We start from the raw sequence: 24,570 nt of genomic DNA on the forward strand, positions 1-24,570 counted from the left end.
TGGGCGCATGCGCTGCGTTGAGGCTGGGGGGGCAGGCTTGGCGCGCTGCGCGCTGCCGCTCTCTCTCTTGAGGGAGAGGGGGAGAAAGCCATTGGCACGCTGAGCGAGCAGTAACTCAGGCGCCGCCGAACATTTCGAGGATCTTGCGTTTCTCGGTTTCGGGTTCGGGTGAGGGGGCGTGCTGGCCGTCGTCGGGTTTGCCGGGCCACGGGTCGCCCAGACCCACTGACGCGACACCGGCGCCGCCCGCGTTTTCTTCGAAGGTCCAGTCGCCCGCGACCATCACCACGCCCTCGGGGGCCTGGCGGTCGGGGGATTCGGGGACGCCCTTGAGGACCTTGGTCATGTAGCTGGTCCAGATCGGCAGGGCGAGGCCGCCGCCGGTTTCGCGCGCGCCGAGGCTCTTGGGCTGGTCGTAGCCCATCCATGCAATCCCCACCAGCTTCGGTGTATAGCCGGCAAACCAGGCATCGACCGAGTCGTTGGTGGTACCGGTCTTGCCCGCGAGGTCGTTGCGGCCCAGTTTCTGCTTGGCCGGATTGGCCGTACCCGAACGCACCACTTCGCGCAGCATGCTGTCGGCGATGAACGCGGTGCGCGCATCGAGCACGCGCACGGCATCCTGCCCCGCGCGCTGCGGCTGCGTTTCGGACAACACCTTGCCGCGCGAGTCGACCACACGCTGGATCAGGTACGGATTGACGCGGTAGCCGCCGTTGGCAAACACCGAGTAAGCGCCGGCCATCTGCAGCGGCGTCACGTTGCCGGCGCCGAGCGCCATCGGCAGGTAAGCCGGGTGCTTGTCGGCCTCGAAGCCAAAGCGCGTGATGTAGTCCTGCGCGTACTGCGTGCCGATCGCGCGCAGGATGCGCACCGAGACCAGGTTCTTGGACTTGGCGAGCGCGCGGCGCATCGTCATCGGCCCCTCGAACTTGCCGTCGTAGTTCTTCGGCTCCCACACCTGGCCACCGGTGTCGGGGCCGATCGTGAGCGGCGCGTCATTGATCACCGTCGCCGGCGAGAAACCCTTCTCCAGCGCGGCCGAGTAGATGAACGGCTTGAAGCTCGAGCCCGGCTGGCGCCACGCCTGCGTGACGTGGTTGAACTTGTTGCGGTTGAAGTCGAAGCCACCGACCATCGCGCGGATCTGGCCATCCTCGGGGCTCATCGACACGAACGCGGCCGAGACCTCGGGCAGTTGCGTGACCGACCACGACTTGTCCTTCTCGTCCTGCGTGACGCGAATGATCGCGCCCGGGCGGATGCGGACCTTGGGCTGCGCATTGTTCGCGAGGGACGGTGCGATGAACCGCAGCGCCTGGCCTTCGATCGTTGCCACTTCGCCCGACAGCAGCGTGGCTTCCACGCGCTTGGCCGTGACGCTCGTCACCACCGCGGAGCGCAGATCGTCGCTGCCCGGATGCTCGACCAGCGCATCGTCGATAGCCTGCTCGCGTTCGGCGGCGCCGCCCGGCAGATCGATGAACGCCTCGGGGCCGCGATAGCCGTGACGGCGCTCGTACGCCATGATGTTCGCGCGCACGGCATCGTACGCGGCGTCCTGATCGGGCTTGGCGAGCGTGGTGTAGACGGTCAGGCCGCGTGTGTAGGTTTCCTCGCGATACTGCGCGTACATCAGCTGGCGCACGATCTCCGCCACATACTCGGCGTGCGTCGAGAACTCATTGCCCTCGTTGCGCACTTTGAGGTCCTCGCGCACCGCCACGTCGTATTGTTCGGGCGTGATGTAGCGCAGGTCGCGCATGCGCTGCAGGATGTATTCCTGACGCACCTTGGCGCGGCGCGGGTTCACCACCGGGTTGTACGCCGACGGCGCCTTCGGCAGGCCGGCCAGCATCGCGGCCTCGGCCGGCGTCACGTCCTTGATCGACTTGCCGAAGTACACGCGCGCGGCGCTGGCAAAGCCGTAGGCGCGCTGGCCCAGATAGATCTGGTTCATATACACCTCGAGGATCTGATCCTTCGTGAGGTTGGCCTCGATCTTGTACGCGAGCAGCATCTCGTAGATCTTGCGCGTGTACGTCTTCTCGCTCGACAGGAAGAAGTTGCGCGCCACCTGCATGGTGATGGTCGACGCGCCTTGCGACAGACCGCCGCGCAGGTTTGCCAGACCCGCCCGCAGCACGCCCACGAAGTCCACGCCGCCGTGCTCGTAGAAGCGGTCGTCCTCGATCGCGAGCACAGCCTTCTTCATGACCTCGGGAATCTCACCGATCGGCACGAAGTTACGACGCTCTTCGCCAAATTCGCCGATCAGCACGTTGTCGGACGTGTAGATGCGCAGCGGGATCTTGGGGCGGTAGTCGGTGATCGTGTCGAGCGAAGGCAGGTTCGGCTCGGCAACCAGCAGCGCATAGCCGACCAGCAGCGCGACCGTGACGATTCCCGCGACGAACAGTCCGACCAACCAGAACATCGCGCGCACCCAGAGCGGGCGGCGAACGGGAAGGGACGGTTTCTGTTGTGCTGTGGCCATGGAGGGTCTGCGTGATCTGAGTGCCCGGATTATATCGTTGCGAAAGCCCGCAATCCGGCCCGCGGTGCGGCAAAAGGCGCTATCCCGCTGTTACAAGATGTAATGCCGTTGAGATCTGCATGTAACGCGATTGATGTCGGGGCGCGTATTGCCTCACCTCATGCGTCACGTCATCGGAAGAGGTAGTGCCGTGGCACTGCTGGCAAGAGGGGTAAAACGAGGAACGTCGGATTTTGGCAACGCTTTCTCAGGCGCGCTCACAAAAAGAAAGCGTGTTGAAACAGCCACATTGCCACGGCCCCGGCTTTTTGTGAGAATCCGCAACATAAACAGAAACGTTTCATCCAAGAAACAGAATCGCACTATTAGAGCAGTCATGCCGGGTGCGAGTTCAATGTCAGGGGGTCACCTTGCGACGGGGCATCTTGTCGGGTCTTCTGCGCCGGACTACGGTCGGCGTGGATATTGGGTCGTCTAGCGTCAAGGTTGTCGAGCTGTCCGTTGGTGCGGGCAGAGGCGATTACCGGCTGGAGAAATGCGCCAGCGAACTGCTGGATCGCAATGCCGTTGCCGATGGCAACGTCATCAACATCGAGGCTGTCGGCATCGCGCTCAAGCGCGCGCTCGGCAAGGCCGGCATTCGCACCAAGGACGTGGTCCTCGGTGTGCCGTCCATGCTGACCGAATCGCAGACAGTCAGTCTTCCGGACAACCTGTCCGAGGACGAACTCTATTCGCAGGTCGAATCGGAGGCGCATCGCCTTTATCCGCCTTCGCAGGCGGTCAATTTCGACTTCGCGGTCATCGGTCCCAACGAGACCGAGGGTGGCATCGGCGTCCGTGTGACGGCGGCCAACAGCGACCGCGTGCAGGAGCGTGTGACGGCAGCCGAAATGGCCGGGCTGAAGCCGCAGGTCATGGACGTCGAGGAGTACGCGGTTCAGCGCTCCATCGTGCAGATGCTCGGCGTGTCCGAGACGCTGGCCGAAGCCGATGCCAAGGACCTGCCGGTGGTCGCCGTGGTCCACCTCGGTGGCAGCCGCTCCAAAGCGATCTTCTATCAGGGTTGGAAAGAGCTGTACGAGCAGCCGCTCAACAGCTACGGCGATCAGCTTACGCAGAGCGCGGCACGCATGTTCACGCTCGACGCGCTGAAGGCCGAGATCAAGAAGCGCAAGAACACGCTGCCGGATGCCTGGCGCGCCCAGTTGCTCAAGCCCTCTCTCGAGGCGCTGGCAATGGAGGTGCAGGGCGCCATCGGCAACTTCATCGCGAGTTCGAGTCTCGGCCGGGTCGATGAGATCCTGCTCTCGGGCGGCCACGCGTCGCTGTTCGGCGTGCAAGCCGCCATTCAGCAGCAGACGCAGATCACGACCACGCTGGCCAATCCTTTCGCCAACATGACGACCGCGGGCAAGGTCAACGAGCGCTATCTCCAGCGCGACTTGCCTGCCTACATCGTCAGTGCGGGACTGGCATTGCGCGGGCTGCAATAACCCAACCGGGGGGATGAGCATGTCCACGAACACGATCCCGTCGGTCAACCTGCTGCCGTATCACGAGGCGCGCAAGGCGGCCCGGCGCAAGAAGGTCTACACGATGCTGGGCGGCGCGGCGGGTGCCGGCGCACTCGTCGTGTTGCTCGGCGGTTTGTATATCGACCATCGCATCAGCTCCGAAGTTGCGCTCAACGAGCAACTGAAGGCGGCCAACGCGAAGATGGATACCCAGATCAGCGAGGTCAACTCGCTGAAGAAGGATATCGAGTCGCTGCTGGACCGCCAGCGCGCGATCGAGAGCCTGCAGGCGCAGCGCAATCTGCCCGTGCAGCTGCTCGAGGAACTCGTGCGTCAGGTGCCCGAGGGCGTCTACCTGTCGTCGCTCAAGCAGACTGGCGACAACTTTGTCATCAACGGCATTGCGCAGTCGAACGAACGCATCTCCGAGCTGCTGCGCAACCTGAGTCAGGTCGGCTGGCTCGACCGCGCCGAGCTCGGCGAGTCGAAGGCCGTGTCGATGACGAACAACCTGCGCGAGCAGCGCCGGCTGTTCGATTTCTCGATGCGCTTCTCCTATCGCGCGCCGGAAGAGCCGGCCGACAAGAAGAAGGTCGGCGCTGGTGGTGCGGGTAGCGCCGGTAGTGCTACGGGGGCCGGCAAGGCGAAGGGCGGGAAGGTCTGATCATGGCGCTCAATACGAATATCTCGCTGACGGACCTCACCACGCAGTTCCGGGGCCTCAATCTCAACGAGCCGGAAACCTGGCCGGCCGCGCCACGCATCGTCTTCTCGATTCTCGCGGCGGTGCTCGTGCTGGCGCTCGGCTGGCAGTTCTACTGGAGTGACAAGTCCGACGAGCTCGAGCGCAAGCAGATGGAGCAGCAGCAGCTGCGCCAGTCCTACAAGACCAAGGTGGCGCAGGTGGCGAACCTTGCCGCATTGCGCGAGCAGAAGATCGAGGTGGAGAAGCGCGTGGCACTGGCCGAGCGTCAGTTGCCGAACAAGACCGAGATGGATGCGCTGCTGGCCGACGTGAACCATGCGGGCGTGGCGCGCGGACTGCAGTTCGAACTGTTCAAGCCGCAGCCGGCAACGGTGAAGCCGTACTACGCCGAGATTCCGGTCAACCTCAAGGTTACGGGCCGCTATCACGACATCGCGCAGTTCAACGCCGACGTGGCGGCACTGTCGCGGATCGTCTCGATGCGCAGCCTCGGCCTGTCGATGGGCAAGGACGGCGTGCTCTCGATGGAAGCGGCCGCCATGGCGTACCGCGCGCTGGATCCGGATGAGCAGGCCGCGCAACGGCGCGCTGCCGCGGATGCGGCAGCCAAGAAGAACGGCGGCAAGGCCGGAGGTGCCAAATGAGCGGGGCGATCGATCGCATGGCGTGCCAGCAGGATATCGGGCACGCGGGTCAGGGTGCGCGTCGGGTGCTCGCGCTGGCGGTGCTTGCTGTGATGACTGCAAGCACGTTGGGAGGCTGCGGGGGCAGCCAGAATGAGGATCTTCAGCAGTGGATGGCCACGACGCGCGCGGCCAAGGTGCCACCGCCCGAGCCTCTGCCCGATGTCACGCCGTACGTGCCGCGCGAGTATGGCGGCCGCAGTGCGCCAGAGCCCTTTGCACAGACCAAGATCGGCGAGCTGAACAAGTCGATGTCTGAGTCGCCGGAGGCCGGCCGGCGACACGAGCCGCTTGAAGACTATCCGCTGGAGAACTTCAAGATGCTCGGCATGATGAAGAAAAACGGCGAGACCTACGGTGTCGTACGCGTAGATAACAAGATCCATCACGTCAAGGTGGGTCAGTATCTCGGCCAGAGCTATGGCCGGGTGGTCCGCATCAGCGATCAAGAGATCGTGTTGCGCGAATTGGTTCGGGAAGGGGTCTCAGATTGGAAAGAGAAAATGACCAGCCTGAAGCTGGAGGGGTCCGCATGAACACGACACGTTGGTATCGCGCGCTCGCGGGCGCGGCGGCGATGGTGCTCGTGCTGGCCACCCCGGCTGCATGGGCTCAGACAAATCAGATCAAGCAGGTCGACGCCAACGTGATTGGCGAACAGACCGTGTTCACGATGGATCTGCAGGCGCCACCGCGCGAGAAACCTGCGGATTTCACGACGCAGAATCCCGCGCGCATCGCGATCGACCTGATGGACACCGGCTTTGCGCCGGGGCGCGCGCAGTATGACTATGCGGGCAAGGTGCTGAAGGGCGCCAACGTGATGCAGATTGGAACCCGTACCCGCGTGGTACTGGATCTCGTCCGCAGCGCGCCTTACCGCACCGAGATCCGCGGCAACCAGTTGCTGGTGGTGATCGAGAACTCGTCGCAGGCTACCAAGCCGGTCGCGCCGACGTTCGCGCCGAGCGCCACCGCGGCGGCAGCGGCAGCGGCAACGCGGCCCAGCGTGCGCAACATCGACTTCCGTCGCGGCACCGACAACGCCGGCCGCGTGGTGGTGGATCTGTCGTCGCGCGATTCGGGCATCAACATCCAGCAGCAGGGCCAGAACCTCGTGGTGGACTTTATCGGCACCACGCTGCCCACGGATCTGCGCCGCCGCTTCGACGTGAGCGACTTCGGCTCGCCCGTGCAGGCCATGCGTGCCACCGATACGACCGGCAATGCGCGTCTGACGATCGAGCCGCGCGGCAACTGGGAGTACAGCTCGTACCAGACCGACACGCAGTTCGTGGTCGAAGTGCGCCCGGTCAAGGAAGATCCGAACAAGCTGATCGCGGGGCAGGGCTTCCGTGGTGAGCGCATGTCGCTGAACTTCCAGAACATCGACATCCGTTCGCTGCTGCAGGTTTTTGCCGACTTCACGGGCCTCAACATCATCACGAGCGAATCGGTGCAGGGCAACCTGACGCTGCGCCTCAAGGATGTGCCGTGGGATCAGGCGCTGCAGATCGTGCTCGATGCCAAGGGTCTGGCTTCGCGCCGCAACGGCAACGTGCTGTGGGTCGCGCCGAAGAACGAGCTGGCCGAGAAGGAAAAGGCCGAGCTCGAGGCACGCGCGCAGATCGTGGAACTGGAGCCGATTCGCAGCCAGGTGTTCCAGCTGAACTACCAGCGTGCCGACGACGTGCGCCGCATGTTGCTGGGTATCGCGCCGACCGGTGGCGCGGGTGGCGGCGCGGCGCCGGCAGTGGGTGGCGTGGGCGGTGCGGCGGCCAACCGTATCCTGTCCAAGCGTGGCTCGCTGACCGCGGATCCGCGTACGAACCAGCTGTTCGTGTCGGACATCGGCAGCAAGCTCGAGGAAGTGCAGCAGTTCCTGACGAAGATCGACATTCCGGTACGCCAGGTCATCATCGAGGCACGGATCGTCGAGGCGTCGGATACCTTCAGCCGCAACCTCGGCGTGAAGCTCGGCTTTGCCTCGCCGCGCAGCGGCGCGGGCTACGGCAACACGTACACCAACGTCGTCAGCCCGGTGACGCAGGACGGACAGTGGGATAACGGTCCCGCGCTGAGCCTGCCGGCCGCCGCGATCAACACGATCAATCCGGCGTCGGTGGCGGTGAGCCTGTTCAACGCGGGTGCCGGACGGTTCCTCGCGCTGGAACTCTCGGCACTGGAAGCGGATGGCAAGGGCAAGATCATCTCGAGCCCGCGTGTGGTGACCGCCAACAACGTGAAGGCGCTGATCGAGCAAGGTACCGAGTTCCCGTACCAGCAATCGACCTCCAGCGGCGCGACCGCGGTGAGCTTCAAGAAGGCCAACCTGAAGCTCGAGGTGACGCCGCAGATCACGCCCGAAGGCAACGTGATGCTCGAGGTGGACGTGAACAAGGACAGCCCGGGTATTCAGACGCCGGTTGGCTTTGCGATCGACACCAAGCACGTGCAGACGCAGGTGCTGGTCGAGAACGGCGGTACCGTGGTGATCGGGGGTATCTATCAGCAGACGCTGAAGAACAACTCGAACAAGGTGCCGTTCCTGGGCGACATTCCGGTGCTCGGTTATCTGTTCCGCGACAACTCGAAGCAGGACGACCGCACCGAACTGCTGGTGTTCCTGACGCCGCGTATTCTGAATGACAATGTGTCGCTGAAATGATGCCGCGGGTGCGTCGCACCCGTTGGATGCATTAAACTGGCAGGCCGCGTCACATCGACGCGGCCTTTTTTCTATGTGAGGCGAAGACGACTTCGGCTCTTCAACGACAGTGACAGCAGCTCCGAACCTCTATTTTGTCGGTCTGATGGGCGCCGGCAAGACGACCGTCGGCCGCACCGTGGCACGGCGCCTCGATTACCCGTTCTTCGATTCGGACCACGAACTCGAAGCGCGCTGTGGCGTGAAGATTCCGGTTATTTTCGAGTGCGAGGGAGAGGTGGGCTTCCGCGATCGCGAGGAACAGACGATCGCCGAGCTCACGAGCCGGCAGGGCATCGTGCTGGCGACGGGCGGTGGCGCGGTGCTTCGCCCGGCCAACCGGGACGCGCTCAAGGCCAATGGCACCGTCGTGTATCTGCGCGCGAGCCCGCACGACCTGTGGCTGCGCACGCGCCACGACCGTAACCGGCCGCTGCTGCAAACCGAGAATCCCAAGGCGCGGCTGGAGGCGTTGTTTGCCGAGCGCGACCCGCTCTACCGCGAGGTGGCGGACTTCATTATCGAAACCGGCAAGCCGTCCGTGGCGCAGCTTGCTAATATGGTTCTCATGCAACTTGAAATGGCCGGCTATGTATTTCCGCCCGCGGCGATGACCGAGGGCGCAGAGAACGAACCGGTGCAGGGTTCCCACACATGATCACGCTTGAAGTCGACCTCGGGGCGCGCAGTTACCCGATCCATATTGGCGGCGGGCTGCTGGGCCGCGCCGACCTGCTGCAGCCGCACGTCCGCGGCCAGCACGCGGTTATCGTCACCAACGAGACCGTGGGTCCGCTCTATGCGGCGCGCGTGGAAGCCGCGCTGACGTCGCTCGGCAAGACCGTGCGCGTGGTGACGCTGCCGGATGGCGAGCGCTTCAAACAGTGGGAAACGCTGAACCTGATCTTCGACGCGCTGCTGCGCGCGGGGGCGGATCGCAAGACCACGCTGATCGCGCTCGGTGGCGGCGTGGTGGGCGACATGACCGGGTTTGCCGCGGCCTGCTACATGCGCGGCGTACCGTTCGTGCAGATGCCGACCACGTTGCTGGCGCAGGTGGATTCGTCGGTGGGCGGCAAGACCGGCATCAACCATCCGCTCGGCAAGAACATGATTGGCGCGTTCCACCAGCCCAACGCGGTGATCGCCGATATCGAGGCCCTGAAGACCCTGCCGGCGCGCGAACTGGCCGCAGGCCTGGCCGAAGTGATCAAGCACGGCGCGATTGCCGATGCCGATTACTTCGAGTGGATCGCCGAACATATCGACGCGCTCAACGCCTGCGATACGACGCGCATGGCCGAAGCGGTGCGCCGCTCGTGCGAGATCAAGGCGTCCGTGGTGGCGCAGGACGAGCGCGAGGGTGGGCTACGCGCAATCCTGAACTTCGGCCACACGTTCGGTCATGCGATCGAAGCGGGCATGGGCTATGGCGAATGGCTGCACGGCGAAGCCGTCGGCTGCGGCATGGTCATGGCCGCCGATCTGTCGCATCGCCTGGGCTTTATCGACGTGCAGACGCTCGCGCGCATCCGCACGCTGACGCAGAAGGCGATGCTGCCCGTGGTCGCACCGGACCTCGGCGTGGACCGCTATATCGAGCTGATGAAGGTGGACAAGAAGGCCGAGGCCGGTAGCGTCAAGTTCATCCTGTTGCGCAAGCTGGGCGAGGCGTTCATCACCACCGTGCCGGATCCGGACCTGCGCGACACGCTGCGTCACGCGGTGTTGAAACCCCCAACCGAGGCGCCGGTCGCCTGACCGATCGGCCATGCCTCGCAACCCTAACGCCGACCCCATGTTGGACTCACGGATTGCCGCATGACCGATCTCGAATCCCATCTCGCCCCATACGCCGCCCGCTCCGCGCAATCGCGCGGCCGCGTGCATGCGGAAGCCGCATCGTCGTCGCGCAGTGAATTCCAGCGCGATCGCGATCGCGTCATCCACAGCACGGCGTTCCGGCGGCTCGAATACAAGACGCAGGTCTTCGTCAATCACGAGGGCGACCTGTTTCGCACGCGCCTGACGCACAGCCTGGAAGTCGCGCAGATCGCGCGCTCGATCGCGCGTAACCTGCGGCTCAACGAGGACCTCGTCGAGGCCATTTCGCTGGCGCACGACCTCGGCCACACGCCGTTCGGCCATGCGGGACAGGATGCGCTCAACACCTGCATGAAGAACCACGGCGGGTTCGAGCACAACCTGCAGAGCCTGCTCGTCGTCGATGAACTCGAGGAGCGCTACGGCGGCTTCAACGGCCTCAACCTTACGTTCGAGACGCGCGAAGGCATTCTCAAGCATTGTTCGCGCGTCAATGCCGCGGCGCTTGGCGAGCTGGGCCGGCGCTTTCTCGAGGGCGCGCAGCCGCCGCTGGAAGCGCAGCTGGCTAATCTGGCGGACGAGATCGCGTACAACAACCACGATATCGACGATGGCCTGCGTTCGGGGCTGCTGACGCTCGATCAGCTCGACGAAGTCCCGATGTGGGCGCGCCATCGCGCCGAGGTGACGCAGGCATTTCCGGGCATCAACGGCCGCCGCGCGATCAACGAGACGGTCCGACGCATGATCAACACGCTGATCGTCGATCTGATCGAGACCACGACGCAGAACATCGTGGCTGCCAACGTGAAGTCGATCGACGCGGTACGCGCCGCCGGCACGCTGGTAGCGTTCAGTCCGAAGGTGCACGAGGAAGCGGCCGCGCTCAAGCGCTTCCTGTTCCGGCACCTGTACCGGCACTACCTGGTCATGCGCATGTCCGCGAAAGCACAGCGCATCGTCTCCGACCTGTTCGGCGCATTCATGACCGATGCGCGCCTGCTGCCGCCGCAGTATCAGGCGGGCCACGGTGGCGACCAGCCGCGCCTGATCGCGCATTACATCGCCGGCATGACGGATCGCTACGCGATTCGCGAGCATCGGCGCATCTTCGCGGTCAGCGAGAGCGAATAAAAGGCGGCGTGCCGCCGCCCATCAAAAAAATGGGGACGGATAAGACGGGCGCTCGGGCTATGATGGCGCCATTGCTGACCCGATTCGTTGATGCCCCCTGCCGCTGCTAGCGCCACCGCTAGTGCCCGACGGGTGGCTGCGATGCCCGATGGCCCGTCTTCCCCGCTTTTCTCCCTCCGGTTTGCCTGCACACGTGTTGCAGCGTGGCAACAATCGCCAGCCTATCTTCCAGGGGCCTGACGATTACGCCGAGTACCTCGACAGCCTGCGCATGGCCGCGCGCGAGTATGACCTCGCGGTCCACGCCTATGCGCTGCGGCCCAACCACGTGCATCTGGTGGCCACCCCGAAGGGCCCGGACGCGCTGAGCCTGGTGATGCAGGCGGTCGGTCGTCGCTATGCGCGCTACTTCAATCGAGTGGCAGCGCGGACCGGAACGTTGTGGGAAGGGCGCTTCCGCTCCGCGGTGCTCGAGCCCGAGGGCTGGTTACTGCCCGCGATGCTCTATGCCGAAGGCAATGCGGTGCGCGCGGGCGAGGTGGCGTCGCCCGAGCTCGACCGCTGGAGCAGCTATCACCATCACGCGGGCATCGAATCGAGTCCGCTTGTGAGCGATCACTCTTTGTACTGGGCATTAGGTAACACGCCTTTCGAGCGCCAATCGAACTACCGCGCGCTCACGGCGGAGGGGTTGTCGGGCAAGACCCTTGCGGCTTTGCAGCAGCATGCCCATAGCGGCTGGCCGCTGGGTGGGGAGGCATTTCTGACTCAATTGGGCCGCCACGCGGTGCGGCGGGTACAGCCGCTGCCCAAGGGACGACCGAAACGAGAAAATGCGCGTGTGGAGGAACAAGACGGTGCGGAAGTGGATATAACTTAATGTGTCCCCATTAAAATGACCGCAAAAAATGGTGCAGATTTAAATCTGTTCTGACCCCATTTAAAAACTTTTGCGAGTCATTCCGGATTCTCATATAGTTGCTCCACCCACATTCATTGTGCGGCGCGTCACGCTCGTGTACGCCGCAGCGGTTCGCTGTCCACGGCATCGTCAATCGAGACCTGAGAGTCCCGGGCGAAGCCGGCAGCCGAACCCTCGGTCCCCCCTTGCCTAAACGCGCAGCCTTCACCGGATAACTGCCCGTGGATCACTCGCAACACTCTTCCGATGCCGCACAGAGCGGCCTGCCACAGGCGCAAGGTCTCTATGACCCGACCAATGAAAAGGACGCCTGCGGCGTCGGCATGGTCGCGCATATCAAGGGCAAGAAGACTCACGAAATCGTCAGCCAGGGCCTGAAGATCCTCGAGAACCTCGATCACCGGGGCGCCGTCGGCGCGGACCCGCTGATGGGCGACGGCGCGGGCATCCTGATCCAGATTCCGGACCAGTTCTACCGTGAAGAGATGGCCAAGCAGGGCGTGACGCTGCCGCCCAACGGCGAATACGGCGTGGGCATGATCTTCCTGCCGAAGGAACACGCTTCCCGCCTGGCCTGCGAGCAGGAGCTCGAGCGCACGGTGCGTCTGGAAGGCCAGGTCGTACTCGGCTGGCGCGACGTGCCCGTCGATTGCAACATGCCGATGTCGCCGACGGTCCGTACGACCGAGCCGGTCATCCGCCAGATCTTTATTGGTCGCGGCCGCGACATCATGACCACGGACGCGCTGGAACGTAAGCTGTACGTGATCCGCAAGACCGCGAGCCACGCCATTCAGGCGCTCAAGCTCAAGCACGGCAAGGAATACTTCGTGCCGTCGATGTCGGCGCGCACGGTGGTCTACAAGGGCCTGCTGCTGGCGAACCAGGTTGGCGAGTACTACCTGGACCTGCAGGACTCGCGCACGGTGTCGGCGCTGGCGCTGGTGCACCAGCGTTTCTCGACCAACACGTTCCCCGCATGGGAACTGGCTCACCCGTATCGCATGGTCGCCCACAACGGCGAAATCAACACGGTCAAGGGCAACGTCAACTGGATCAACGCGCGTACCGGCGCGATCTCCTCGCCGGTGCTCGGCGACGACCTGCCGAAGCTGTGGCCGCTGATCTATCCGGGACAGTCCGATACGGCATCGTTCGACAACTGCCTCGAACTGCTGACGATGGCGGGCTATCCGCTGGTCCACGCGATGATGATGATGATTCCGGAAGCGTGGGAACAGCACACGATGATGGACGACAACCGTCGCGCGTTCTACGAGTACCACGCCGCCATGATGGAGCCGTGGGACGGCCCCGCCGCGATCTGCTTTACCGACGGCCGCCAGATTGGCGCGACGCTCGACCGTAATGGCCTGCGTCCGGCGCGTTTCTACGTGACCGAGGACGATATCGTGGTGCTGGCTTCGGAAGCCGGCGTGCTGCCGTTCCCCGAGTCGCGCGTGGTGCAGAAGTGGCGCCTGCAGCCGGGCAAGATGTTCCTGATCGATATGGAACAGGGCCGCATCATCGACGACAAGGAACTGAAGGACAACCTCGCCAACGCCAAGCCGTACAAGAGCTGGATCGACGCCGTGCGCATCAAGCTCGACGAGCTCGACGCGAAGGCCGAGGACGTGGCCGCCGAGAAGAAGCCGGTGGCGCGTCTGCTCGACCGCCAGCAGGCCTTCGGCTACACGCAGGAAGACGTCAAGTTCCTGATGGCGCCGATGGCGATCGCCGGCGAGGAAGCCACGGGCTCGATGGGCAACGACTCGCCGCTGGCCGTGCTGTCCTCGAAGAACAAGACGCTGTACCACTACTTCAAGCAGCTGTTCGCCCAGGTGACCAACCCGCCGATCGACCCGATCCGCGAGAACATGGTCATGTCGCTGGTGTCGTTCATCGGTCCGAAGCCGAACCTGCTGGAGCTGAACAACATCAACCCGCCGATGCGCCTCGAAGTGTCCCAGCCTGTGCTGGACTTCAAGGACATCGCCAAGATCCGCAACATCGAGCACTACACTGGCGGCAAGTTCCGCTCGTACGAGCTCAACATCTGCTATCCGGTCCAATGGGGCAAGGAAGGCATCGAGGCGCGCCTCGCGTCGCTGTGCGCGGAAGCTGTGGATGCCGTGCGTTCGGGCTACAACATCCTGATCATCACCGACCGCCGCGTCGACGATACCCAGGTGGCAATCCCCGCGCTGCTGGCCACTTCGGCCGTGCACCATCACCTGGTGGAGAAGGGCCTGCGCACGTCGACGGGTCTGGTGGTGGAAACCGGTTCGGCGCGTGAAGTGCATCACTTCGCGCTGCTGGCCGGCTACGGCGCCGAAGCCGTGCACCCGTACCTCGCGATGGAAACGCTGGCCGACATGGCGTCGGGCCTGTCGGGCGACCTGTCCTCGGACAAGGCCGTGAAGAACTTCGTCAAGGCGATCGGCAAGGGCCTGTACAAGGTGATGTCGAAGATGGGCATCTCGACGTACATGTCGTACACGGGCGCGCAGATCTTCGAAGCCATCGGCCTGTCGCGCGAGCTGGTGCAGAAGTATTTCCACGGCACGCCGTCGAATGTCGAGGGCATCGGCATCTTCGAGGTGGCCGAGGAAGCGCTGCGTCTGCATGGCGATGCATTCGGTAGCAACCCCGTGCTCGAGACCATGCTCGACTCCGGTGGTGAGTACGCCTACCGCGTCCGCGGCGAAGAGCATATGTGGACGCCGGATTCGGTGGCCAAGCTCCAGCACTCGGTGCGTGCCGACGATGGCAAGGGCGCATACCAGACGTACAAGGAATACGCGAACATCATCAACGACCAGAGCCGCCGTCACATGACGCTGCGCGGCCTGTTCGAGTTCAAGGTGGACCCCGCGCGCGCGATTCCGCTCGAGGAAGTGGAACCGGCCAAGGAAATCGTGCGGCGCTTTGCCACCGGCGCGATGTCGCTCGGCTCGATCTCGACCGAAGCCCACACCACGCTGGCCGTGGCGATGAACCGCATCGGCGGCAAGTCGAACACGGGCGAAGGCGGCGAGGACGAGAAGCGCTATCGCAACGAACTGCGCGGCATTCCGATCAAGCAGGGCGAGACGCTCAAGGGTCTGCTCGGCGACAACGTGATCGAGCGCGACCTGCAACTGCAGGCCGGCGATTCGCTGCGTTCGAAGATCAAGCAGGTGGCATCGGGCCGTTTCGGTGTGACCGCCGAATACCTGGCCTCGGCCGACCAGATCCAGATCAAGATGGCGCAGGGTGCCAAGCCGGGCGAAGGCGGCCAGCTGCCGGGCCACAAGGTGTCTGACTACATCGGCAAGCTGCGTTGCTCGGTGCCGGGCGTCGGCCTGATTTCGCCGCCCCCGCACCACGACATCTATTCGATCGAGGATCTGGCACAGCTGATCCACGACCTGAAGAACGTCAACCCGGTGTCGGACATCTCGGTCAAGCTGGTGTCCGAAGTGGGCGTTGGCACGATTGCCGCGGGCGTGGCCAAGGCCAAGGCCGACCACGTCGTGATCGCCGGCCATGACGGCGGCACCGGCGCGTCGCCGTGGTCGTCGATCAAGCACGCGGGCACCCCGTGGGAACTGGGCCTGGCCGAGACGCAGCAGACGCTGATGCTCAACGGCCTGCGCAACCGCATTCGCCTGCAGGCCGACGGTCAGATGAAGACCGGCCGCGACATCGTGATCGGTGCGCTGCTGGGCGCGGACGAGTTCGGCTTTGCCACGGCACCGCTGGTTGCCGAGGGCTGCATCATGATGCGCAAGTGCCATCTGAACACCTGCCCGGTGGGCGTGGCCACGCAGGATCCGGCGCTGCGCAAGAAATTCCAGGGCAAGCCCGAGCACGTCGTGAACTTCTTCTTCTTCGTTGCGGAAGAAGCGCGCGAGATCATGGCGCAATTGGGCATTCGCACGTTCGACGAGCTGATCGGCCGCGCCGACCTGCTCGACACGCGTGCCGGCATCGAGCACTGGAAGGCGCGCGGCCTCGACTTCGGCCGCATCTTCTACCAGGCACCGATCCCCGCCGACGTGCCGCGTTTCCACACGGACGTGCAGGATCACGGCCTGTCGGTGGAAGCCGGCAAGGCGCTGGACCACGTGCTGATCGCCAAGGCGCGTCCGGCCATCGACAAGGGCGAACGTGTGTCGTTCATCCAGCCGGTGAAGAACGTCAACCGTACCGTCGGCGCGATGCTGTCGGGCGTGGTGGCCAAGCAGTACGGCCACGAAGGCCTGCCTGATGACACCATCCACATCCAGCTGCAGGGCACAGCGGGCCAGTCGTTCGGCGCGTTCCTCGCGCACGGCATCACGCTGGACCTGGTTGGCGACGGCAACGACTACGTCGGCAAGGGCCTGTCGGGCGGCCGCGTGATCGTGCGCACGCCGCACGAGTTCCGCGGCGATCCGACGCGCAACATCATCGTGGGCAACACGGTGCTGTACGGCGCGATCGCGGGCGAAGCGTTCTTCAACGGCGTGGCCGGCGAGCGTTTCGCGGTACGTAACTCGGGCGCGGTGGCTGTGGTGGAAGGCACCGGCGACCATGGTTGCGAATACATGACCGGCGGCACGATCGTCGTGCTGGGCGGCACCGGCCGCAACTTCGCGGCGGGCATGTCGGGTGGCGTGGCGTACGTCTATGACGAGGACGGCCTGTTCGACAAGCGCTGCAACACCGCGATGGTCGCGCTGGAGCCTGTGCTGGCCGGGGCGGATCAGGAGAAAACTCAGCCGCAGTCGCAGTGGCACAAGGTCGACGGCAATCGCGTGCTGGACGATCAGATCCTGAAGAACCTGATCGAGCAACATTTCCGCTACACCGGTTCGGAGCGCGCCAAGGCGCTGTTGTCGGACTGGGCCACGGCACGCCGCAAGTTCATCAAGGTCTTCCCGACCGAGTACAAGCGCGCGCTGGGCGAAATGTTCGAGAAGGAACAGGCCACGCGCGACGCCGACCGCGAGCCGGTGGCTGCCTGACGCTCCATCACAAGCCACACCAGGAACGCGCCGCTCCGCGGCGCATACAAGATGACCTCACAGCGAGGCCGCGCTCCACGCCGGCCTCGCCCAGCAAGACCAAGGACGCAACATGGGTAAGGCGACTGGCTTTCTCGAATTTCCGCGCCAGAACGAAGGCTACGAGACCGTAGTCAAGCGCGTGAAGCACTACAAGGAATTCGTGTTCGCGCTGTCCGACAGCGAAGCGAAGATTCAGGGTGCGCGCTGCATGGACTGCGGCATTCCGTTCTGCAACAACGGCTGCCCGGTCAACAACATCATTCCGGACTTCAACGATCTGGTGTATCGCCAGGACTGGAAGTCCGCGATCGAGGTGCTGCACCAGACCAACAACTTCCCCGAGTTCACGGGCCGCATCTGCCCGGCACCGTGCGAGGCTGCCTGCACGCTGGGCATCAACGAGCTGCCGGTGGGCATCAAGTCGATCGAGCACGCGATCATCGACAAGGCATGGGAAGAAGGCTGGGTCGCGCCGCAGGTGCCGAAGCACAAGACCGGCAAGACCGTCGCCGTGGTGGGCTCGGGCCCCGCGGGCATGGCTGCCGCGCAGCAGCTGGCACGCGCGGGTCATGACGTGACCGTGTTCGAGAAGAACGATCGCGTCGGTGGTCTGCTGCGCTACGGCATTCCCGACTTCAAGATGGAGAAGACGCTGATCGACCGCCGCATCGAGCAGATGCAGTCGGAAGGCGTGACGTTCCGCGCGGGCGTGATGGTGACCGACGGCGCGCTGCCGGCCGGCATCAAGAACTACGCACGCGAGACGATCAGCGCGCAGGCGCTGATGGATCAGTTCGATGCCGTGGTGCTGGCCGGTGGCGCCGAAGTACCGCGCGATCTGCCGGTGCCGGGTCGCGAACTCGCTGGCGTGCATTACGCGCTCGAGTTCCTGATTCCGCAGAACAAGGAAGTGGCGGGCGATGGCCTCAACGACATCCGCGCCGACGGCAAGCATGTGATCGTGATCGGTGGCGGCGATACCGGTTCCGACTGCGTGGGCACCTCGAATCGCCATGGCGCCGCGTCGGTGACGCAGTTCGAACTGCTGCCGCAACCGCCGGAAGAAGAGAACAAGCCCCTGGTGTGGCCGTACTGGCCGATCAAGCTGCGCACGTCGTCGTCCCACGACGAAGGTTGCTCGCGCGACTGGTCCGTGGCGACCAAGGAATTCATCGGCGAGAACGGCAAGATCACCGCACTGAAGGCATGCCGCGTGGAATGGAAGGATGGCCGCATGCAGGAAGTGCCGGGCAGCGAGTTCATCCTGCCGGCGGACCTCGTGCTGCTGGCGATGGGCTTCACCAACCCGGTGGGCTCGATGCTCGAGGCATTCGGCGTGGATACCGACGCGCGCAAGAACGCCAAGGCTTCGACCGAAGGCGAACGCGCGTATCACACCAATGTGCCGAAGGTGTTCGCGGCCGGCGACGTGCGCCGTGGCCAGTCGCTCGTGGTGTGGGCGATTCGCGAAGGCCGCCAGGCCGCGCGCTCGGTGGACGCGTTCCTGATGGGCCATACCGAACTGCCGCGTTAAGACACGTTCAGACGCGTGGCCGGGCCTCTCCATTGCGGAGAGGCCCGTTGCGTTTACCGCAGCCGTTTTTCCATCAATACCGCCGTCTCGCCGTAGGTGGCCAGCTTGGTTGCATGCGTGGCCGCCGCTGCCGACGGCGCGTACCCAAGCCTGCGCCACCATGGCGCCGCCGACTGCACGGCGATCAGGCGTGACATCTCCAATCCTTGTTCGATCGCCGCTGCGCGTGCCGCCTCGTAAAGGCGCAAAGCAATGCCGGTGCCCCGGCCCGCGGGTGCCACCGCCATGTCGTGGACAAACCAGACCAGCGGCGTGTGCGCGGGCCAGTCGCTTGAGAGCAACCCGTCCCACGGCGGTAACGAATCGGCTGGCCATGGGTGCGTAAGCAGGTAACCGAGCCACATGCCATCGGCGCGTGTCGCCGCCCAGCAGGTGTGCGGCGAGAGCGCGATGCGGCTCGCGAGGGCCGCGTCGGATTCGAGCAGCGCGTCGCCATAGCATTGCGCCTGCACGGCGCTCACGCCGGGAAGGTCGGCGCCAGTCAGGCGCCGCAGTACGAGTTCGGACATGCGGCGATTATAGGGAGTGGGGCATTGGGGTCCACCCGGCTATGGTTTACGTGCTCTGTGCCCGCGCCGATCGAGTTCGTACAATTTTCCCGTAGGACTCACTTCCAGTAAGAGTGAACGCTTAACACTCAACGCGAACCCACCTCGCACTCCTTTCAGCCGACAAGTTGCCGTGGCTCAGCCATGGTGCGGAGGAAATTGATGTCCGAAGTGCGCACGTTGACGCGGCTTTGGCGAGGTCGAACGAAATTACCCGCAGCCATGATGTTGGTGGCAGGCCTCGTGACCGGTCTGGTGACCGGCCTGCCGACTTCCGCCCGCGCGCAGCCGGCGGAGACCGCCGCGTCCCGTCCGATGACATATCCCGCGCGATCGATGCGATTGATCGTGCCATTTCCGGCCGGTGGCGTCGCCGATGCGGTTGCGCGCATGCTCGCCGAGCGCCTGTCCGCGCGGCTCGGGGTGGCAGTGGAGGTGGACAATCGCCCCGGTGCCGCCGGCACCACCGCTGGCGATGTGGTGGCCAAGGCCAGTTCCGACGGTCATACGTTGCTGTTCCACCAGACCAATATGCTGATCCAGCCCGGTCTCGAGCCGGTGCCCTATGACGTCGTGCGCGATTTCACGCCAGTGGCACGCGTTGCCACGATGCCGCTGTTTCTCGTGATCGACGGCCGGCTGCCGATGCAGACCGCGCAGCAGTGGACGACCGCAGTGCGCTCGAACCCATCCTCTTACAGTTATGGCTATGGCCAGCCGGGCAGCCCTGCGCACCTGTATGCCGAGTACGCCGTGCGTGGCCTGTCCAATGCCGTGCCGCTGGTAGCCGCCAAGGGCGAGGCCGCAGTGGTACAGGAGCTGCTCGCGGGCCGCATTAGTGCGTGTTTCTGCTCGTTCAGCGCGGTGCAGACGCATTTGCGCAATGGCGGACTGCGGCTGCTGGCGGTGACCGGCATGACGCGTTCGCCGCTTGCGCCACAGGTGCCGACGCTGCAGGAGCAGGGTCTCGATGGCTACGCGGCGGCCGCGTGGTACGGCGTGATGGCGCCGGCCAAGACGCCGCGCGCCATCGTGGCGCGGCTGGCTTCCGAGCTCGATAGCGTCACTGGCGAGCGGGAAGTGCGGGCAAGGCTGATGGCGGCGGGCCTGACGCCCGTGCGCGACTCGCCGGAAGCGTTTGCCACCGCGATCCGCTCGGAATCGATCCAATGGCAGGTTATTCTGCGTCAGGCCTCCCACGGCGGTGAACCGTGAAAGTTGCCTGCAACTTGCGGCAAATTCGCCGAGCAAGGCGGCAATCTCTTCAAATGTAACGGCCCCCACACTGCGGTCGGCACGTCTAGGTGGTAGCCCTTATAATGGCCGCCTGTCCAATCCGGTGCCAATGTGACCGCAACCACTCCCGACCTTTCCGTCCCGTCTGGCCTTGCGCCTGCGACCAGCGGGCGCGCCCAGGCAGCAGAAGACATCGTCGTGCTCGACGATGTGGACTTCGCGTATGCGGATGGCGACAAGCCGATTCTCGCGGGCCTGACCATGCGCTTTCCGCGCGGCAAGGTGGTTGCCGTGATGGGCGGCTCCGGCTGTGGCAAGACCACGGTTCTACGTCTGATCGGCGGGCAAGTGCGGCCGCGGCGTGGGCAGGTGACGGTCGCGGGCGCCAATATCGACGCGCTCGACGAGCGTGGCCTGTACGCAGTGCGACGACAAATGGGGATGCTGTTCCAGTTTGGCGCCCTGTTCACTGATCTGTCTGTATTCGACAACGTCGCCTTTCCGCTGCGCGAGCACACGGACTTGCCCGAGTCGATGATCCGCGACCTCGTGTTGATGAAGCTCAACGCGGTAGGCCTGCGCGGCGCGCGCGACCTGATGCCGGCGCAGATCTCGGGCGGCATGGCGCGGCGCGTGGCCCTGGCGCGCGCCATTGCGCTGGACCCGTCGGTGCTCATGTACGACGAGCCGTTTGCGGGGCTCGACCCGATCTCGCTGGGTTTGACCGCGCGCCTGATCCGCAACCTCAACGATGCGCTCGGCGCGACCACGATCATCGTCTCGCACGATGTGCAGGAGACCTTCCAGATCGCGGATTACGTCTATTTCATCGCCAACGGCCGCATCGCCGCCGAAGGTGAGCCCGAGGCGCTGCGTGCTTCGACCGACCCCTTTGTGCATCAGTTCGTGCACGCGGAGGCCGATGGCCCGGTGCCGTTCCATTACAGCGGGCCGACCCTGGCCGACGACTTCCTCGCCGGAGGTGGACGATGAACGCGGTGGTGTCGTTCTTCAGCTCGATCGGTGCATTCGTCCGCATCGGCATCAGCGGCATCGGCAACGGCGCGCGGATGTTCGCCGCGATGCTGGCGCTGTCGCCCGCGCTGCTGCGCCGGCCGCGGCTCATTACTGATCAGGTCTTCTTTGTCGGCAACCTGTCGCTGGTCATCATTGCGGTGTCCGGCCTGTTCGTCGGCTTCGTGCTGGGGCTGCAGGGTTATTACACGCTCAATCGCTATGGCTCCGAGCAGGCGCTCGGTCTGCTGGTGGCGCTGTCGCTGGTGCGTGAGCTGGGTCCGGTGGTTTCCGCGCTGCTGTTCGCGGGCCGCGCGGGCACCTCGCTGACCGCCGAGATCGGCCTGATGAAGGCGGGCGAGCAGCTGACCGCGATGGAGATGATGGCCGTGAACCCGCTGCAGCGCGTGATTGCGCCGCGTTTCTGGGCCGGCGTGATCGCGATGCCGATTCTGGCCGCGATCTTCAGCGCGGTGGGCATCCTCGGCGGCTACCTCGTTGGCGTGCAGCTGATCGGCGTGGACTCCGGCGCGTTCTGGTCGCAGATGCAGGGCGGCGTCGATGTGCGTGCCGACGTGCTCAATGGCGTGATTAAAAGCTTCATTTTTGGCGTGGCGGTGACGTTTATCGCCTTGTACCAGGGTTTCGAGGCGCGTCCGACGCCGGAGGGCGTGTCGCGCGCCACCACGCGTACTGTCGTGATCGCCTCGCTGGCCGTGCTCGGGCTGGACTTCCTGCTGACCGCGCTGATGTTCAGCTGAGGCGGCACCAACAGAATGGAAAAGACAAGCGAATGAAAAAGAATTCCCTCGATTTCTGGGTGGGGCTGCTGGTGGTGGCGGGGTTTGCCGCGTTGTTGTTCCTCGCGCTGAAGGCCGGCAACCTGAGCTCGTTCTCGTTCGAGCAGACTTATCGCGTGCGGGCCGACTTCGACAATATCGGCGGCCTCAAGGCGCGCGCGCCGGTCAAGAGCGCAGGCGTGGTGGTGGGCCGTGTGGCCGAGATCCGCTTCGACGACCAGAGCTACCTCGCGACGGTGGAACTGAACATCGACAAGCGCTATCAGTTTCCGAAGGATTCGTCCGCCAAGATCCTGACTTCGGGTCTGCTGGGCGAGCAGTACATCGGCCTGGAAGCGGGCGGCGACACCAAGATGCTCGCCGATAACAGCAAGATCACGATGACGCAGTCGGCGGTGGTGCTCGAGAACCTGATCGGCCAGTTCCTGTACAACAAGGCGGCCGACTCGGGCGCCGGTGGTGGCAATGCTGGCGGCGCGGCACCGGCTTCCGCTCCCGCTTCGGGCGGCGCGACACTGCCGGCGGCACCGGGTACGGACGGAGGCGCGAAATGAAACGCACCTCTCGCTCCACCCGCCTGCACCGTCCGCGAGGTCGCGTATTGCTTGCAACGGCGACGATCGCGGCGGCGGCGGCCCTGTCTGGCTGCGCCACGGGCCCTGATGCCAATCCGAAGGACCCGCTCGAGCCGTTCAATCGCGGCGTTTCGCGCGTCAACGACGAAGTCGACAAATACGCGCTGAAGCCGGTGGCACAGGTCTATGCGGACTATATGCCGTCGCCGATCCGCACTGCGGTTGGCAACGTGTTCTCGAATGTCAGCGATGTCTATTCGGCGGTGAACAACCTGCTGCAGGGCAAGCCGTCGCGCGCCGCCGAAGACACGATGCGTGTGGCCATCAACACGATTTTCGGCCTCGGTGGCCTGATCGATATCGCCACGCCGGGCGGACTGCCGAAGTACAAGGAAGACTTCGGCCAGACGCTGGGCGTGTGGGGCGTGCCGCCGGGCCCGTACCTCGTGCTGCCGCTGTTTGGCCCCAGCACCGTGCGTGACACCGGCGGCATGCTGGTGGATCGGCTGATGGATCCCACCTCGTATATCTATCCGGTCTGGGCACGCTATGCGGTCTCGGGCGTGCGCATTGTCGACGGTCGCTCGCAATTGCTGGCCGCGACCAGCCTGATCGACGCCGCCGCGCTGGATCGTTACGCATTCCTGCGGGACTCGTATCTGCAACGCCGTCAGTACCTTATCTATGATGGCAACCCGCCGGGCGGCGACGACGACGAACCCGGTACACCGGCCGATGGCGACCAGCAGGCATTGCCGGTCTCGCCGGCACAGCGTCTGGTGCCGGGTAGCCCGGGCTTCCGCTTCCGCTGAAGCTGCTGAAGCTGGCGCGAAGAAAGTATTTGCAGCGCGGCACGCCCGCCACGGGGCTGGACCTGTGAAGGTGATGTCAGCGCTGAAACAAAGTGTATAGAAGTGGCGTCCAAGCCCTGAATGGCCCCGATGTGGCAACGCAGAGCGTGGATGCTTGTGTTTCAATGCGTGCGTTGACCGGTCATCTTCACGGACTGGCAACGGCCGGCACCTGCCGTCGGTGCCGGTGGTATCGCACAAGATTAGAAAGGAATACGCTCATGCTGAAGCGACTGTTGGCCCCCTTCCTCACTGTCATTGCACTGACCGGCGTTGCATTCACCGCGCCGGCCCAAGCCCAGGTGGGCGCCGATCTCGCCGCCACGCCGGATGGGCTCGTCAAGGCCGTCGTGTCCGACGTCATGAACACGGTCAAGAGCGACAAGGACATGCAGGCCGGCAATATCGGCAAGATCACGCAGCTGGTCGAGCAGAAGATCCTGCCGCACGCCAATTTCGAGAAGACCACGCAGATCGCGATGGGCCGCAACTGGTCGAAGGCCTCGCCCGAACAGCAAAAGATCATTACCGATCAGTTCAAGACGTTGCTGATTCGTACGTATGCCGGCGCGATCGCGCAGATTCGCGACCAGGCCGTGCAATATCGTCCGTATCGTGGCACTGCCGACGACACCGATGCGACCATCCGCACGCAGGTGATCAACAAGGGCGAGCCGATCCAGATGGATTACCGCCTGGAGAAGACGCCTGAGGGGTGGAAGGTCTATGACATCAACGTGCTGGGCGCGTGGCTGACGGAAGCCTACAAGGGCAGCTTCAACACGATCGTGACGCAACAGGGTATCGACGGCGTCATCAAGACCCTGCAGGACCGTAACAAGCAGCTCGCCAACGCCAAGTAAGACCGGCTTCGCGTACAATGGGCCTTCGTGCCTCGAAACGCCTGTGGCTCGCCACAGGCGTTTTCG

19 protein-coding genes are annotated in these 24,570 nt (G+C 64.5%); 17 read left to right on the top strand and 2 right to left on the bottom strand.

Annotation, left to right across the window (positions count from 1 at the left end; genetic code table 11):
- Window positions 1-115: 115 nt before the first annotated feature.
- Window positions 116-2,497 carry a penicillin-binding protein 1A gene (locus LDO41_RS32835; RefSeq protein ID WP_223995692.1) on the bottom strand — a complete coding sequence of 794 codons (2,382 nt, stop codon included), beginning with the start codon at window positions 2,495-2,497 and terminating at the stop codon, window positions 116-118.
- Window positions 2,498-2,922: 425 nt separating this feature from the next.
- Here LDO41_RS32835 and pilM point away from each other — a divergent pair, with 425 nt between their 5' ends.
- The 11 genes from pilM (at window position 2,923) to LDO41_RS32890 (ending at window position 18,557) form a co-directional block, all read left to right on the top strand.
- Entirely contained in the window at window positions 2,923-3,993 is a 1,071-nt protein-coding gene (pilM, locus tag LDO41_RS32840) for a type IV pilus assembly protein PilM (protein ID WP_223995693.1), read from the top strand.
- Window positions 3,994-4,012: 19 nt separating this feature from the next.
- A complete protein-coding gene (locus LDO41_RS32845) occupies window positions 4,013-4,678 on the top strand; it encodes a PilN domain-containing protein (RefSeq protein ID WP_223995694.1) in 666 nt (221 codons plus the stop codon).
- Between the two features lie 2 nt (window positions 4,679-4,680).
- Window positions 4,681-5,364, top strand: a complete 684-nt coding sequence (locus LDO41_RS32850; RefSeq protein WP_223995695.1) for a type IV pilus inner membrane component PilO — start codon at window positions 4,681-4,683, stop codon at window positions 5,362-5,364.
- Window positions 5,365-5,381: 17 nt separating this feature from the next.
- Window positions 5,382-5,939, top strand: coding sequence for a pilus assembly protein PilP (locus LDO41_RS32855; protein ID WP_377745320.1), 558 nt, complete (start codon window positions 5,382-5,384; stop codon window positions 5,937-5,939).
- A complete protein-coding gene (gene pilQ / locus LDO41_RS32860) occupies window positions 5,936-8,071 on the top strand; it encodes a type IV pilus secretin PilQ (protein WP_223995696.1) in 2,136 nt (711 codons plus the stop codon). Before LDO41_RS32855 ends, pilQ begins: the two co-directional genes overlap by 4 nt.
- Window positions 8,072-8,180: 109 nt before the next feature.
- Window positions 8,181-8,768, top strand: coding sequence for a shikimate kinase (locus LDO41_RS32865; protein ID WP_223995697.1), 588 nt, complete (start codon window positions 8,181-8,183; stop codon window positions 8,766-8,768).
- Window positions 8,765-9,871: a 3-dehydroquinate synthase gene (aroB, locus tag LDO41_RS32870; RefSeq protein WP_223995698.1), complete on the top strand. Its 1,107-nt coding sequence runs from the start codon at window positions 8,765-8,767 to the stop codon at window positions 9,869-9,871. The genes LDO41_RS32865 and aroB overlap by 4 nt, the downstream gene beginning before the upstream one ends.
- A 60-nt stretch (window positions 9,872-9,931) precedes the next feature.
- Window positions 9,932-11,068 (top strand): deoxyguanosinetriphosphate triphosphohydrolase, encoded by a 1,137-nt coding sequence (locus LDO41_RS32875; RefSeq protein WP_223995699.1) that lies wholly within the window; start codon window positions 9,932-9,934, stop codon window positions 11,066-11,068.
- A gap of 148 nt (window positions 11,069-11,216) precedes the next feature.
- Window positions 11,217-11,948 carry a transposase gene (locus LDO41_RS32880; protein ID WP_223995700.1) on the top strand — a complete coding sequence of 244 codons (732 nt, stop codon included), beginning with the start codon at window positions 11,217-11,219 and terminating at the stop codon, window positions 11,946-11,948.
- Between the two features lie 305 nt (window positions 11,949-12,253).
- On the top strand, window positions 12,254-16,981 hold the full coding sequence (locus LDO41_RS32885; RefSeq protein ID WP_377745322.1) for a glutamate synthase-related protein: 4,728 nt from the start codon (window positions 12,254-12,256) through the stop codon (window positions 16,979-16,981).
- Window positions 16,982-17,093: 112 nt separating this feature from the next.
- Window positions 17,094-18,557: a glutamate synthase subunit beta gene (locus LDO41_RS32890; protein WP_223995701.1), complete on the top strand. Its 1,464-nt coding sequence runs from the start codon at window positions 17,094-17,096 to the stop codon at window positions 18,555-18,557.
- A gap of 53 nt (window positions 18,558-18,610) precedes the next feature.
- On the opposite strand, the gene LDO41_RS32895 is transcribed toward LDO41_RS32890, so the two are convergent.
- On the bottom strand, window positions 18,611-19,126 hold the full coding sequence (locus LDO41_RS32895) for a GNAT family N-acetyltransferase (protein ID WP_223995702.1): 516 nt from the start codon (window positions 19,124-19,126) through the stop codon (window positions 18,611-18,613).
- A gap of 261 nt (window positions 19,127-19,387) precedes the next feature.
- Here LDO41_RS32895 and LDO41_RS32900 point away from each other — a divergent pair, with 261 nt between their 5' ends.
- From LDO41_RS32900 to LDO41_RS32925, 6 genes are all read left to right on the top strand, one after another.
- Window positions 19,388-20,380, top strand: a complete 993-nt coding sequence (locus LDO41_RS32900) for a tripartite tricarboxylate transporter substrate binding protein (protein ID WP_377745295.1) — start codon at window positions 19,388-19,390, stop codon at window positions 20,378-20,380.
- Between the two features lie 282 nt (window positions 20,381-20,662).
- The gene (locus LDO41_RS32905) at window positions 20,663-21,394 is read left to right on the top strand and encodes an ABC transporter ATP-binding protein (protein ID WP_377745324.1); all 732 of its coding nucleotides are present in this window, start codon (window positions 20,663-20,665) and stop codon (window positions 21,392-21,394) included.
- Complete coding sequence (gene mlaE / locus LDO41_RS32910; protein WP_377745297.1) at window positions 21,391-22,176, top strand: lipid asymmetry maintenance ABC transporter permease subunit MlaE; 786 nt, start codon at window positions 21,391-21,393, stop codon at window positions 22,174-22,176. Before LDO41_RS32905 ends, mlaE begins: the two co-directional genes overlap by 4 nt.
- Window positions 22,177-22,208: 32 nt before the next feature.
- Window positions 22,209-22,769 (top strand): outer membrane lipid asymmetry maintenance protein MlaD, encoded by a 561-nt coding sequence (gene mlaD, locus LDO41_RS32915; RefSeq protein ID WP_223995704.1) that lies wholly within the window; start codon window positions 22,209-22,211, stop codon window positions 22,767-22,769.
- Window positions 22,766-23,602, top strand: a complete 837-nt coding sequence (locus LDO41_RS32920; RefSeq protein ID WP_223995705.1) for an MlaA family lipoprotein — start codon at window positions 22,766-22,768, stop codon at window positions 23,600-23,602. Before mlaD ends, LDO41_RS32920 begins: the two co-directional genes overlap by 4 nt.
- Window positions 23,603-23,862: 260 nt before the next feature.
- A complete protein-coding gene (locus LDO41_RS32925) occupies window positions 23,863-24,504 on the top strand; it encodes an MlaC/ttg2D family ABC transporter substrate-binding protein (protein WP_223995706.1) in 642 nt (213 codons plus the stop codon).
- Window positions 24,505-24,570 lie beyond the last annotated feature (66 nt).

Origin of the sequence: Cupriavidus pampae, from assembly GCF_914271485.1 — a bacterium.
Taxonomy (GTDB): Bacteria; Pseudomonadota; Gammaproteobacteria; order Burkholderiales; family Burkholderiaceae; genus Cupriavidus; species Cupriavidus pampae.

Excerpts from the sequence above, each read along its gene's own strand:
- LDO41_RS32835 (WP_223995692.1), bottom strand. The coding sequence starts at position 2,497 with ATGGCCACAGCACAACAGAAACCGTCCCTTCCCGTTCGCCGCCCGCTC.
- LDO41_RS32845 (WP_223995694.1), top strand. The coding sequence starts at position 4,013 with ATGTCCACGAACACGATCCCGTCGGTCAACCTGCTGCCGTATCACGAG.
- LDO41_RS32850 (WP_223995695.1), top strand. The coding sequence starts at position 4,681 with ATGGCGCTCAATACGAATATCTCGCTGACGGACCTCACCACGCAGTTC.
- LDO41_RS32855 (WP_377745320.1), top strand. The coding sequence starts at position 5,382 with ATGGCGTGCCAGCAGGATATCGGGCACGCGGGTCAGGGTGCGCGTCGG.
- pilQ (WP_223995696.1), top strand. The coding sequence starts at position 5,936 with ATGAACACGACACGTTGGTATCGCGCGCTCGCGGGCGCGGCGGCGATG.
- aroB (WP_223995698.1), top strand. The coding sequence starts at position 8,765 with ATGATCACGCTTGAAGTCGACCTCGGGGCGCGCAGTTACCCGATCCAT.
- LDO41_RS32875 (WP_223995699.1), top strand. The coding sequence starts at position 9,932 with ATGACCGATCTCGAATCCCATCTCGCCCCATACGCCGCCCGCTCCGCG.
- LDO41_RS32880 (WP_223995700.1), top strand. The coding sequence starts at position 11,217 with ATGGCCCGTCTTCCCCGCTTTTCTCCCTCCGGTTTGCCTGCACACGTG.
- LDO41_RS32890 (WP_223995701.1), top strand. The coding sequence starts at position 17,094 with ATGGGTAAGGCGACTGGCTTTCTCGAATTTCCGCGCCAGAACGAAGGC.
- LDO41_RS32895 (WP_223995702.1), bottom strand. The coding sequence starts at position 19,126 with ATGTCCGAACTCGTACTGCGGCGCCTGACTGGCGCCGACCTTCCCGGC.
- LDO41_RS32900 (WP_377745295.1), top strand. The coding sequence starts at position 19,388 with ATGATGTTGGTGGCAGGCCTCGTGACCGGTCTGGTGACCGGCCTGCCG.
- LDO41_RS32905 (WP_377745324.1), top strand. The coding sequence starts at position 20,663 with ATGCGCTTTCCGCGCGGCAAGGTGGTTGCCGTGATGGGCGGCTCCGGC.
- mlaE (WP_377745297.1), top strand. The coding sequence starts at position 21,391 with ATGAACGCGGTGGTGTCGTTCTTCAGCTCGATCGGTGCATTCGTCCGC.
- mlaD (WP_223995704.1), top strand. The coding sequence starts at position 22,209 with ATGAAAAAGAATTCCCTCGATTTCTGGGTGGGGCTGCTGGTGGTGGCG.
- LDO41_RS32920 (WP_223995705.1), top strand. The coding sequence starts at position 22,766 with ATGAAACGCACCTCTCGCTCCACCCGCCTGCACCGTCCGCGAGGTCGC.
- LDO41_RS32925 (WP_223995706.1), top strand. The coding sequence starts at position 23,863 with ATGCTGAAGCGACTGTTGGCCCCCTTCCTCACTGTCATTGCACTGACC.